Annotated in this window: 12 protein-coding genes; 8 read left to right on the forward strand and 4 right to left on the reverse strand. The window is 57.3% G+C overall.

Annotated features, from left to right (window positions below; translation table 11 throughout):
• Positions 1-6: 6 nt before the first annotated feature.
• From ACYJRZ_RS27535 to ACYJRZ_RS27555, 5 genes are all read left to right on the forward strand, one after another.
• The gene (locus ACYJRZ_RS27535; protein WP_459464041.1) at positions 7-981 is read left to right on the forward strand and encodes a substrate-binding domain-containing protein; all 975 of its coding nucleotides are present in this window, start codon (positions 7-9) and stop codon (positions 979-981) included.
• Positions 982-1,048: 67 nt separating this feature from the next.
• Positions 1,049-2,032, forward strand: coding sequence for an ABC transporter permease (locus ACYJRZ_RS27540; RefSeq protein ID WP_459464043.1), 984 nt, complete (start codon positions 1,049-1,051; stop codon positions 2,030-2,032).
• Positions 2,029-2,760 carry an ATP-binding cassette domain-containing protein gene (locus tag ACYJRZ_RS27545; protein WP_459464045.1) on the forward strand — a complete coding sequence of 244 codons (732 nt, stop codon included), beginning with the start codon at positions 2,029-2,031 and terminating at the stop codon, positions 2,758-2,760. The genes ACYJRZ_RS27540 and ACYJRZ_RS27545 overlap by 4 nt, the downstream gene beginning before the upstream one ends.
• Positions 2,761-2,767: 7 nt before the next feature.
• A complete protein-coding gene (locus ACYJRZ_RS27550) occupies positions 2,768-3,523 on the forward strand; it encodes an SDR family oxidoreductase (RefSeq protein WP_459464047.1) in 756 nt (251 codons plus the stop codon).
• Positions 3,523-4,413, forward strand: a complete 891-nt coding sequence (locus tag ACYJRZ_RS27555) for an aldose 1-epimerase (RefSeq protein WP_459464049.1) — start codon at positions 3,523-3,525, stop codon at positions 4,411-4,413. Before ACYJRZ_RS27550 ends, ACYJRZ_RS27555 begins: the two co-directional genes overlap by 1 nt.
• Positions 4,414-4,422: 9 nt before the next feature.
• Here ACYJRZ_RS27555 and ACYJRZ_RS27560 read toward each other — a convergent pair whose 3' ends face one another.
• From ACYJRZ_RS27560 to ACYJRZ_RS27575, 4 genes are all read right to left on the reverse strand, one after another.
• Entirely contained in the window at positions 4,423-5,205 is a 783-nt protein-coding gene (locus ACYJRZ_RS27560; protein WP_459464051.1) for a FadR/GntR family transcriptional regulator, read from the reverse strand.
• Positions 5,206-5,324: 119 nt separating this feature from the next.
• On the reverse strand, positions 5,325-6,281 hold the full coding sequence (gene araH / locus ACYJRZ_RS27565; RefSeq protein WP_459464053.1) for an L-arabinose ABC transporter permease AraH: 957 nt from the start codon (positions 6,279-6,281) through the stop codon (positions 5,325-5,327).
• A gap of 16 nt (positions 6,282-6,297) precedes the next feature.
• Positions 6,298-7,803 carry an L-arabinose ABC transporter ATP-binding protein AraG gene (araG, locus tag ACYJRZ_RS27570; protein WP_459464055.1) on the reverse strand — a complete coding sequence of 502 codons (1,506 nt, stop codon included), beginning with the start codon at positions 7,801-7,803 and terminating at the stop codon, positions 6,298-6,300.
• Positions 7,804-7,874: 71 nt separating this feature from the next.
• Entirely contained in the window at positions 7,875-8,858 is a 984-nt protein-coding gene (locus ACYJRZ_RS27575; protein ID WP_459464057.1) for an arabinose ABC transporter substrate-binding protein, read from the reverse strand.
• A gap of 786 nt (positions 8,859-9,644) precedes the next feature.
• Here ACYJRZ_RS27575 and ACYJRZ_RS27580 point away from each other — a divergent pair.
• The 3 genes from ACYJRZ_RS27580 (at position 9,645) to ACYJRZ_RS27590 (ending at position 11,488) form a co-directional block, all read left to right on the forward strand.
• On the forward strand, positions 9,645-10,421 hold the full coding sequence (locus ACYJRZ_RS27580; protein WP_459464059.1) for an SDR family oxidoreductase: 777 nt from the start codon (positions 9,645-9,647) through the stop codon (positions 10,419-10,421).
• A gap of 276 nt (positions 10,422-10,697) precedes the next feature.
• Complete coding sequence (locus tag ACYJRZ_RS27585) at positions 10,698-10,994, forward strand: type II toxin-antitoxin system TacA family antitoxin (protein WP_459464061.1); 297 nt, start codon at positions 10,698-10,700, stop codon at positions 10,992-10,994.
• Positions 10,991-11,488 carry a GNAT family N-acetyltransferase gene (locus ACYJRZ_RS27590; protein ID WP_459464063.1) on the forward strand — a complete coding sequence of 166 codons (498 nt, stop codon included), beginning with the start codon at positions 10,991-10,993 and terminating at the stop codon, positions 11,486-11,488. Before ACYJRZ_RS27585 ends, ACYJRZ_RS27590 begins: the two co-directional genes overlap by 4 nt.
• Positions 11,489-11,690 lie beyond the last annotated feature (202 nt).

The raw sequence follows: 11,690 nt of genomic DNA on the forward strand, positions 1-11,690 counted from the left end.
AAAGCAATGCTTAAGAAATTGATCGTCAGTACAGCGCTCGGACTGTCGTTAATGGCGTCCGGCGCGTCTGCCGCAGGACTGAACATTACATTTATCAGCCACTCATCCGCCTCCAACACCTTTTGGCAGTCGGTAAAGAAGGGCTTTGATGACGCCTGCACCCGCGTTGAGGCCAATTGCCAGCTCGTTCTCACCCAGACTGAAGGTTCGGTCGAGCAGGCCGTCGCAAACCTACAGGCGGCGATCGCCACCAAACCCGATGCAATCTTTGTAGCAATCGTCGATGACAAAGCCTATGACGCCGCGATCAAGGAGGCAACCGATGCAGGCATCCTCGTCCTTGCCGTTAATGTCGACGATAGCCAGGGCGCAAAGGGGAACGCTCGTAAGGCTTTCATCGGCCAAGGCTTCGTCGCGGCCGGCTACTCCCTTGCCAAGGCGCAGTCGCTGAATTTCCCGAAGGATGGACCGCTCAACCTGCTCGTCGGCGTCAACGCACCCGGCCAGACATGGTCGGAGCAGCGCGCTGCCGGTGTCACGAAATTTCTCGAGGAATATAAGGCCGAGCACAAGGAACGTGAGGTCAACATCACGCGGATCGACGCAGCAACCGACCTGGCGCTGACCGCCGATCGTATCGGTGCTTATCTCAACGCCAACCCGAACACGACGGCTTATTTCGACACCGGCTTCTGGGGGGCAGGCGTTGCCAAGGTGCTAAAGGACAGAGGTATCAAGCCGGGTAAAGTGCTCCTCGGCGGCTTTGATCTGGTCCCTGAGGTACTGCAGCAGATGACGGCCGGCTATGTTCAGGTACAGGTCGATCAGCAGCCTTATATGCAAGGGTTCATGCCGGTCATGGAGACCTATCTGTGGAAAAAAGCCGGCCTGACGCCATCGGACATCGATACGGGACAGGGCATCGTCACATCTAAGGACGTTCCGACGATCATGCAAATGTCCAAACAAGGATTGCGTTGATCCAACACCTATAACCCGAGTGGCGCTACGTTTCTATAACGTGGCGCCAAAACTCAAGCGTGGGCTTATGAAACGGTTTCTAAAAATCTACCTCGACAAACCAGAACTGGCAGGCGCGGCTTTGCTTGCTATTTTGATCATTGTCTTCCAGCTGAAATCGAGCGGTGTTCTGCTCTCCTTCGAGAACATACGCGGAATTATGGGACTGCTCCCGGAAATGGCGCTCGTTGCCATTGGCGTGACTATCCTGATGATCTGCGGTGAATTCGATTTATCTGTCGGCTCCGTCTTCGCCTTGATGCCGATGTCGATGGCGGTAATGCTGAATGATGGAATTCCATTTAGTCTTGCATTGCTGATTGGATTGATGATCTGTGCGTTCATCGGTTTCATCAACGGCTATATTACCCTGCAGTTCTCGATCCCGAGTTTCATCACCACCCTCGGAATGCTGTTCATTGCTCGGTCTCTCACAATTGTCATTTCCGGTGGCTTCCCGCCACTTCTTCCAGATGATCTACCGACTTGGCTATTCACGGACTATATCTGGGACGGCTCAATCCTGCGCATGTCCTTCCTGTGGTTTGCATTGATTGCCATCATCGCTGCGGCTTTTCTGTCTCTGACGAACTTCGGCAACTGGATCCGCGCTGTGGGCGGCTTCAATGAAGCTGCCGCATCGATGGGCATTCCCGTGCGGCGGGTGAAAATTGTCTGCTTTATACTCTGCTCGATGCTGGCAGGTTTTGCCGGCCTGCTGCAGGTACTGCGTCTCGGTTCTCCGCTGCCGTCGATCGGCGAGGGGTTGGAGCTGCAGGCTGTGGCCGCTGCCGTGATCGGCGGCACGGCATTGGCAGGCGGCATCGGTACTGTGTTCGGCGCGATCATCGGCACACTCCTGATCCGCACGATCGATAACGGCCTCGTTCTCTCGCGCGTCGATGCCAACTGGTTCAAATTTGCAATCGGCATGCTTACTATGTTTGCCGTCATCGCCAATGCCTGGATGGGCAAGATGTCCCGCAAGATCAAGGTGGAGGCGCGTAAATGACAATGCCAATCATCGAATGCCGCAATTTACAAAAGTGGTACAGCGGCGTGCACGCCTTGAAAAACGTGTCGCTGACCATCAATCCCGGCGAATCCGTCGGCCTGGTGGGAGACAACGGCGCGGGCAAGTCGACCCTCATCAAGATCCTCTCGGGCGTGCATCATCAGGACGAAGGGCAAATCCTGATCGAGGGTAGAGAGGTGAATTTCCGCTCGCCAAAGGATGCCATGCACCATGGGCTGGAGACGATTTATCAGTACAATTCGATGGTCCCGACGATGTCGATCGCGCGCAACCTCTTTATTGGTCGCGAGCCGATGAAGTGGCGCATTGGCAACTTCGGCATCATGGACCAGAAGCGCATGCGGGACGAAAGCGTCCAGGCAATCGCCGACGTCGATCTGCACTTGCGCTCGCCGGATGCACTGGTGGGAGAGCTTTCGGGCGGCCAGCGGCAGGGCGTGGCGATCGCGCGAGCAATGCACTTCAAATCGAAGGTGCTGATCCTCGACGAGCCGACCAATCACCTTTCCGTCAAGGAAACGAACAAGGTCATCGGGTTTGTTCGTGGCCTGAAAGCACAGGGTCTTACCGGAATCTTTATCTCGCACAACATGCAACACGTTTTCCAATCCTGCGACCGGATCGTGGCGATGGCACGCGGTGAGATCGTTTTTGATCGACCCACCGCAGAAACCTCGATCGACGAAGTCCACGATCTATTGTGAGGCGAACATGGCAGTGCTTTCAGGAAAAACTGCGCTACTAACCGGCGCGCTCGGTACGCTTGGTCGAGCACAGGCTAAGTCACTGGCGGCGGCGGGCGCGGCATTACTGCTGCTGGATCGGCCCGGGGTTGAGGGCGGCGACGACTTGGCTCAAGGTATTGCCTCCGAAACCGGCAGCAAAGCAGTCTATATCGAGCAGGATCTCAACCGGCTTGCAGACAGCGAGCGAAAAGTGGCCGAACTCGCGGCAGCACATGGTGGCATCGATATCCTGATCAACAATGCGGCGCTGATCATCAATAAACCGTTCGAAGAGTTTTCGCTTGAGGAGTATGAGGATCAGTTGAGGGTCAATTCGTCGGCCGCCTTTGCGCTAACGCGGGCCACGATACCCGACATGAAACGGAAAGCCTACGGCAAGATCGTCAACTTCTGCTCGATTACGCTTAATGGGCGCTGGGACGGCTATGTACCTTATGTCGCCTCCAAAGGCGCCATGTATGGGCTCACCAAATCGCTCGCCCGCGAACTCGGTCCACATGGCATCCGTGTCAATGCGATCTCGCCCGGCGCCGTCGTCTCGGAAGCCGAGGAGCGTGTGTTCGGAGATCGCCTGCAACAATATAATGATTGGATCATCGAGAACCAGTCGCTGAAGAAGCGCATCCAACCTTTGGATATTGCGCAGCTCGTCCTATTCCTGGTCTCGCCGGCGTCGGATATGATTTCTGGGCAGAACATTGCCATCGATGGCGGCTGGTGATGGGCGTTACGCTCAACAACGGCGTCGCGACAATAACCATTCGACCGGAGCTGGGGGCCGGACTAACAGGATATGATGTCCTTTGCAGCGGAGAATGGCTTCCGATCTTTCGGCGTGTCAGCGATACGACCGCACATCCCTTTGCGTTGTCCAATATCCTTCTCGCGCCCTTTAGTGGGCGCGTTTCAGGAGGCGGTTTCACATTCGACGGTACATTTTACGCTATCGAACGAAACATGCCGACGGAAGAATACCCGATCCACGGAAGCGCCTTCTCGTCAGCTTGGATGATTGCCGAGCACACGGCGGACGCCATCGCGTTGACATTGAGGTGTGATGGGCCAGGCCCGTTTCGCTACGACGCTCATGTAATCTATCGCCTTGAGGGCCTGGATTTGGTGATGGAGCTGACGATAACAAACCGCGCAAGCATTCGCTTGCCTTATGGCGCAGGATTTCACCCCTGGTTCGTTCGCGACCAACAAACCTATCTAACAGCAAACGCTACACGCGTCTGGCTTGAAAGCGATGATCATCTACCGCGCTCGATTGAATTGCTGTCTCACCACCCCGATATGAACTTTTGCACAAAGCGACACCTGCCATCGTCCTGGATCAACAATTGGTTTACGGGCTGGGACCGCAAGGCGCAGATTGACTGGCCGGGTCGCGGTGTTTCGGTGGAGGTGGAAGCGAGCAAGGATCTTTGCCAATACGTAGTTTTCTCGCCATCAAGTGAGGCTGACTTTTTCTGCTTCGAGCCGGTCTCGCACCCCGTCGATGCATTCAACCTGCCGGAGGGACCAGAGGCGCATGGCATGAAGATTCTGGACCCAGGGGCTGAACTACGAGTTCAAATGGTTGTCAGGCCAAGGAAATCCTATTGCTAGCGCGGGCTTTTAGAAGCTTGAATTCGATTGTTCTTTCGACTTTGCAGTGCGCAGCGCGTCGCTAAGCTCCATCCTCGCCGTTCCGATTAGCTGCTCCATGGCAAAACGTGCGGCATCGGGCCGGCGCATGCGGATCGCATCCAGGACATCCTGATGGCGCGCGATCGCGTAGTCATGCGATTGGCTGGCCCGGTTGGTCAGGCGAAAACTCGCGAGCAAAGCGGCGCGGATCGCAGTGGCGAACTGACGGAAAACCCAGTTGCCGCTGGCATTGATGATCGCAGTATGAAACTCCAGATCCGCCTGGCTCCATGCCTCGTTGTCCCGGGCATTGGCGGCAACCATATCCTCGAAGGCCTCGGCAATCTGTGCGAGCTGCTTTGCCGTGGCATTGGCAGCCGCCTGTGCGGCGGCGGCGGGTTCCAGCACTTGCCGCGCATCGAGCAGGGAATCGTAGAAGCTGCGGTCGTTGCTCAGTGCCAGGGTCGCATCCAGAACCAGCGGATCGAGATAGTTCCAGTTCTCTCGTGGTAGGACCGTGGTGCCGGCGCGGGTGCGCGAGCGAACCATCCCCAGCGCAGACAAATATTGCATGGCTTCGCGCAGGCTGGTGCGGCTGACGCCGTAAACCTCCGAAAGCTCAGCCTCATTGGGAAGGACCGAGCCCTCGGCAAGAGCACCCGAGACGATCTGGCCGATGAGCTTCTTCAATAGCTCCTCGCGCACGGTGCGCCTTCCCTGCTCGGGCGCAGCCCCAGCATGCGTCCGTAAAGACTCCAAACGCGTACTCATCCCTAACACTCCCTTCCGCCGGCCCGGCAGCCATCATGAGCGGCACCATGCCCCGGCATCAACGTGTAACTGCAAGCCCGATAAATTTCTCCCCAAACTTCTCCAAGGAAATCCGACCGTCATACGCGACTGCCACGCCCGGCCGCGGACGACCGCAGGTTGTCCAACAGAACGGCAAGCAGCAGAATGCAGCCGCGCACGAGATATTGATAGAAGGCCTGGATATTGAGCAGGTTCATGACGTTCTCGGCAATGCCCATGATGAGGACTCCGACAATCACGCCCGTCATCGCTGCGCGGCCGCCTGCCAGGGACACGCCGCCGAGCACGCAGGCCGAGATGACGGAGAGCTCGAGCCCGGTTGCCGCGTTCGGCTGGCCCGAGGTGATGCGCGAGGCAAGCAGAATGCCGGCAATGGCGCAGACGAGACCCTGCAAGGCAAAGATCCAGATCCGCATTTTGACGACATTGACGCCGGCCAGACGCGACGCCTCGGGATTGCCGCCGATCGCAAGCGTGTTCTTGCCGAAAACGGTGCGGTTGAGCGTGAAGCCGAAGATGATGAAGAGCAGCAGCATGATCCAGATCGGCGTCGGCACCGTCAGAAAGCGCGACAGCGCGAGCTGATAGAAGGCCGGATCGTTGATGCCGACGGCGCGGCCATCAGACGTGATCAAGGCGAGGCCGCGCACGATCTGCATCGTCGCGAGCGTGGTGATCAGCGCGTTGATGCGGAACTTGGCGATGACGACGCCATTGACGACGCCGACGACGCTGCCGCAGATCAGTGCGGCCAGCAGGCCGAGTGGAATGGAGCCGGTGGAGTTCGACACCATGACGGCGATCATGCCCGAAAAGGCGACCGTCGAGCCGACCGAGAGATCGAAGTCGCGCGAGGCCAGGCAGAACATCATAGTGCAGGCGACGATGCCGATCGTCACCACCGACTGCAGCAGGCCGAGCATGTTGCGCTCCGTCAGGAAGCTCGGCACAAAGAGCGAGACGATCACAAAGGCGATCGCGAAGATCACCACGAGGCCCTGTTCGCCAAGGAGAATTTTTTTCAACGAATTCATCACTACCATTCCTGAATTAGATCGTGCCGACGGCATTCTTATCGGGCAAGGCTGCGGTCAGAATGGCCCGTTCGTCGAAGTCGGCGCGAGCGACATTGGCGGCGACGCGCCCCTGGCACATGACCATGATGCGATCGGAAATGCCCATGACCTCGGGAAGCTCGCTGGAGATAACGACGATCGCCATGCCGCCAGCCGCCAGCTCGTAGAGAATTTCATAGATTTCCGATTTGGCACCGACATCGATGCCGCGCGTCGGCTCGTCGATGACGAGGACCTTGACACCCTGTTCCGAAAGCCAGCGGCCAAGGATGACCTTCTGCTGGTTGCCGCCCGAGAGATTGACGATATCCTGCTTGCGGGAGGGCGTACGGACCCTGAGCTTGGCGATGAACTGATCGGCGACCGAGGCTTCCTGCTTCGGATTGAGGATGCCGAAGGGCGAGAAATGCCGCCGCGAAGAAATCGCAATATTTTCCTCGATCGATCGCCCCTGAATGATGCCGTCGAACTTTCGATCCTCAGGGCAGAGAACCATGCCGGCACTGATGGCCGCCTTCGGATTGTTCGGCGCGACGGCAACGCCGTCTATCGAGACGCTGCCCTGATGACGGTGATCGGCGCCATAGAGAAGCCGGGCCATTTCGCTTCGGCCGGCACCGACGAGGCCGAAAAAGCCAAGGATTTCGCCCTTGCGAACCGAGAAGCTGACGGGATTGCGCAACTTCGAACCGGAGAGACCCTTGACTTCCAGACGCACCTCGCCGAGCGGGCGTTCGCGCCAGCCCCAGATATTGTTGATCTCGCGGCCGACCATTTGCGAGATGATCTGTTCGCGCGTCGTATCGGCAATGTCAGGATGATGGGCCGCAAGCTTGCCGTCGCGCAGCACGGTGAGGCTGTCGCAGAGCCGGAAGATCTCATCCAGGCGATGCGAGACATAAAGAATGACGGTGCCGTTGGCTCTCAACCGGTCGATCAGGGAAAACAGGATTTCGCTTTCACGTGACGAGAGCGAGGAGGTCGGCTCGTCGAGCGCGATCACCCGCGCATCGACCATGACGGCCTTGGTGATCTCCACCATCTGGCGCGCACCGATCGACAGCGAGGATACCTTTGCCGCGGGATCAACATCGATGCCGATTTCCTTGAGCTTCGTGCGAACGGTCTCGATCAGCGTCTTGCCGTCGATCACGCCGGCCTTGCCGGGAAAACGGCCGAGCCAGAGGTTTTCGGCAACCGTCAGTTCCGGCACCAGCTGCAGTTCCTGATGGATGACGATGACGCCGGCATGAAAGGCATCGCGGACAGAGCTATAGTGTTGCTCCACGCCATCGATGACCATGCTGCCGCTATCGGCAGCCTGGTCGCCGGAGAGAACCCCGATCAGCGTCGACTTGCCGGCGCCGTTTTCGCCCATCAGCCCGTGCACGGCACCTCTTTCGACATCGAAAGAGACGTTCGACAGTGCCTGAACACCGGGATAACCCTTGGAAATGCCCTTGAATTCAAGGAAAGCCATGCTTGCTCCATCGAGAGAAGGTCCGGCGGTATTTATGAGGCCGCCGGACGGACATCATCCTGCCTGGATGATCATTCGATGCCGAGATCCTTGCGAACCTTCTCATAGTCGCCGCGCAGTGCGAGGGAACCGGAAGTGAGCGTGAGCTTCGGCGGCTCCTTGCTGTTGGCGATCCAGTCATACATGTTGAGCGCCGTCTCATAGCCATGGCGCTTCGGTGAGATGATGACCGTGCCGAAGAAGCCGGTCGCGGCGGGCTTCTTGAATTCGCTGATCGCCGAATCCGCGCCGCCGATACCAACGCCGATCATGTTCGTTGCGGGAATGCCGACCGATTCCGAGGCGCGGACGGCGCCGAGCACAGCTTCGTCGTTAAGGCCGAAGGCAACCCAGTATTTGATATCGGCATGCTTGTTGAGAACGGTGGTCGCAGCGTTGAGCGCTGCTTCCGTATCGGTCTTGGCCTGCGGGGCGTCGTAGATATTCGCAGCCGGGAAGCCTGCGGCCTTCAGAACCGAGATCGCGCCTTCGACGCGGTCGACGGCGGTCGGCAGCTGATCGTAGGACACGCGGATCGCGCCGACATTCTTCCTGTCCCAGCCGCGCTTCTTGATTTCGTCAACGATCGCTTGGCCCACGGTCTCGCCGATCTTCGTTGCGGAAATGCCCATATGCGGCACATCTTCAAGCGGCTTGCCCTCGGCATTCACCAGGCGGTCGTCGACCGTCATCAGTTTCAGCTGATTGGCGGCAGCCTTGGCAACGATTCCGGGGCCGAGCTTTACGTCCGGCGTGCAGATGATAAAGCCCTGCGCACCTTGCGCACCGAGATTGTCGATCGCCGACTGAACCTTCTCGCCATCCTCGGCGCCGATCTTGACGAGCGTGAAGCCCTTCTCCTTGGCCGCCTGGTCGGCGAATTTCCATTCGTCCTGGAACCACGGTTCTTCGGGCTGTTTCACGATGAACCCGATTTTGACGTCGCCCGCGAAACCAGAGCCGGCCGTCAGAATGGCAAAAGTGCCGGCAAGGATTGCCGCTTTGAAAAGGCGCATGATCTCTCTCCCTAAAACCTCGCTCTGCCATTGGTCGGCAGCAGCGTTTGATTACGAATAAAAATCATACAGGTCAATATTTATGTAGGATTATTTATACTGATGCAGCAAAGATGGTTGAAAGGAATACGCTGTTAACTCAAACTGCGAGGCGAAATTTCGGGAATCGGGCAAATGACGCGGGTCAACTTAAAAAATAAATCATATTTATTGATAGGCGGGGTCTTGATCGCAGCGAATCTTTCGGCTCAGGACGCTCTGGGTATATAGGCGGGACGCGTGCATCCAATGGGTATCATCGAGTTGCAAGAAGAGCTGCTTTCGGTTTGCGTACCAACCTTGGCAATGTATTGCTTGCTTATTGCTAGAAGTGGATGACGGGCGTGGATTGCGTTCTTGAGGCCTGCCCCTACACCTCTCAAACGCCGCACTTTGCGCCGTCGCAGCGTTTGTGGATTGAGACGGAAGGCCGGCGCGGGGAGAATGCACCAAATTTCAGCTTACAGAGAGACGTCCTGGCCGGCTGCTGACTGTCGACACGCCTATCGACATGCATTCGTGGTCATTCGCGACACCAGATCCAAGCCGATCTTTTGCCATAACTATTGCCGCTTCGAACCCATGTCCCACCACCCAATACGCACAACCGTCCAGATTCTCAGATATGAAGATCCTGGAATCAGAAGAGTTACTTGCGGGATCGATCTGCCTGCGGCCATAAAAGATCCACATAGGCCAGCGCGCGGCTATCGGAGAATGTCGTCCCACTGCAGAGAGGAGCAGTAAATGCCAAATCGGCTTTCAGGAAAGCGGATCTTCATCACCGGCGCCGGACAGGGCATCGGATTGGCAATCGCGGAGGCGTGCGCGGCCGAAGATGCGAGCCTTTTCCTAATCGATCGAGACGAAGCTCTACTGGAACAAGCCGCCGGAAGGCTGAAGAAAGACGGTGCCAGCCTTGGCTATCAAACCGCCGACATTACCGATGCGGAAAGCATACAGGCAGCGGTCTTAAAGGCGGCGAGCGAAATTGGCAGCGTCAACGCGCTCGTAAACAATGCTGGCGCCAACGTCTTCACTGAGCCACTGCGAACGACGGACAAGGACTGGGAACGATGCTTCGACATCAACGTTAAAGGCGCCTGGAACTGCTGCCGATCCGTACTGCCCAATATGATCGCCCAGGGAGGAGGGGTTATCCTCAACATCGCGTCGACCCACGCCTTCACGATCATTCCGCATACCTTCCCTTACCCAGTTGCCAAGCACGCTCTCCTCGGCATGACCAAGTCGCTCGGGATCGAATATGCAGCTAAGAATGTCCGCGTAAACGCTTTGGCACCTGGCTATGTCGAAACCCAAAAGGTCATTGACTACTGGAACAGTTTTCCCGATCCGGAGAAGGCAAAAGCGGAGACCATGAAATTGCATCCGAGCGGACGCATCGCTACGCCACGGGAAATCGCTCTCGCTGCGGTTTTCATGATCTCGGACGAATGCTCCTTTATGAATGCCACCTGCCTAACGATCGATGGCGGTCTAAGCGTGCTGCAGCATCAATGACAAATGGAGAGAAGACTGTCGGCTTGCCAGTGAGGTTCTTGCGATCATTGCGGGGCAGTTTCGCGGTAATGGCGCCGCGGGATCAGCAGCCGCGTTCTTGAACAAATGATGCGTGGAACGGAGTGTGCTACGAGCCGTCTGCATGGACGGCATAATTATATCGATAAACAAACCTCCACCTTGGGTGGAGGGCTGGGTGAGTGTAACGACAATGTCGTTGCGGCTCTTGTAAAGATGATGTCATTACGCTATGTGAGGTGCAAACAGGAGTTTGACATGTCTACCTCACACACGAGCAAAAGCCCGGACGCAAGCGTACCGCTGAATATGCGGATCAAGCCTGCGACCCGCAACTTGATCGATCGCGCCGCTGAGTTGCTTGGTAAGACGCGCACGGATTTCATGTTGGAGGCTTCCGAGCGGCGAGCAGAGGAAGTGCTGCTCGATCGCACTATCTTCACGGTAAGCCCCGAAATCTATGCTGAATATCTTGCCCGGCTCGATGCACCTACGCAGCACAATGAGCGTCTGGCACGCACCATGTCGACCAAAGCACCGTGGGATGAGGCGTGACCCTCAGCGCACCGGCACCCCTGGCCGATCATCATCAGCTGGCCGAGTTTAATTCCGGTGTCCTTGAGCTGGACGACTGGCTGCGACGCCGCGCGCGTTCTAATCAAACGAGCGGCGCATCGCGGACCTTCGTCGTGTGCGAGGAGAGCCGCGTCATCGCCTATTACGCGCTCGCCTCGGGCGCAGTCAAACCGCCGGAAGCGCCCGGCCGTTTTCGACGCAATATGCCTGATCCAATCCCGGTCGCTGTGCTTGGTCGCCTCGCCATTGATCAGTCCTACCAGGGGCGTGGTCTCGGCAGGGCATTAGTGCGCGATGCGGGCCTGCGCCTGCTCAATGCCGCTGAAGTGCTTGGCATCCGAGGCATGCTGGTTCATGCGATTTCAGATGACGCACGAGCCTTCTACGAGGCCGTGGGCTTTCTGTCTTCTCCGTCCGACCCCATGATGCTGATGGTCGGATTGCATGACCTCAATCAGGCGCTGAACCCTTAAGCGAAACTCATCAGTAATTTCGGTTGGATGCATTCTATCTCTGCTCTAAGTCGCTGAATTTGCGGCAGATGGTCCCGACCTCAAATGAGGCCGCAAGTTCTAATCCCTTCAAGAGCATACATCGAACTTCATTCAAATGTTGGTGTTCTACGAGGGCATGTGTTTGCACCGTCAGTTTTTATTCTTTGATCGCCGTTGTCTC

The sequence above is a fragment of the Rhizobium sp. No.120 genome (assembly GCF_054558365.1).

Bases quoted from the DNA above. Each gene is read 5' to 3' on its own strand.
- ACYJRZ_RS27580 (WP_459464059.1), top strand. From the start codon at position 9,645: ATGCCAAATCGGCTTTCAGGAAAGCGGATCTTCATCACCGGCGCCGGA.
- araG (WP_459464055.1), bottom strand. From the start codon at position 7,803: ATGGCTTTCCTTGAATTCAAGGGCATTTCCAAGGGTTATCCCGGTGTT.
- ACYJRZ_RS27560 (WP_459464051.1), bottom strand. From the start codon at position 5,205: ATGAGTACGCGTTTGGAGTCTTTACGGACGCATGCTGGGGCTGCGCCC.
- ACYJRZ_RS27535 (WP_459464041.1), top strand. From the start codon at position 7: ATGCTTAAGAAATTGATCGTCAGTACAGCGCTCGGACTGTCGTTAATG.
- ACYJRZ_RS27575 (WP_459464057.1), bottom strand. From the start codon at position 8,858: ATGCGCCTTTTCAAAGCGGCAATCCTTGCCGGCACTTTTGCCATTCTG.
- ACYJRZ_RS27585 (WP_459464061.1), top strand. From the start codon at position 10,698: ATGTCTACCTCACACACGAGCAAAAGCCCGGACGCAAGCGTACCGCTG.
- ACYJRZ_RS27555 (WP_459464049.1), top strand. From the start codon at position 3,523: ATGGGCGTTACGCTCAACAACGGCGTCGCGACAATAACCATTCGACCG.
- araH (WP_459464053.1), bottom strand. From the start codon at position 6,281: ATGAATTCGTTGAAAAAAATTCTCCTTGGCGAACAGGGCCTCGTGGTG.
- ACYJRZ_RS27545 (WP_459464045.1), top strand. From the start codon at position 2,029: ATGACAATGCCAATCATCGAATGCCGCAATTTACAAAAGTGGTACAGC.
- ACYJRZ_RS27550 (WP_459464047.1), top strand. From the start codon at position 2,768: ATGGCAGTGCTTTCAGGAAAAACTGCGCTACTAACCGGCGCGCTCGGT.
- ACYJRZ_RS27540 (WP_459464043.1), top strand. From the start codon at position 1,049: ATGAAACGGTTTCTAAAAATCTACCTCGACAAACCAGAACTGGCAGGC.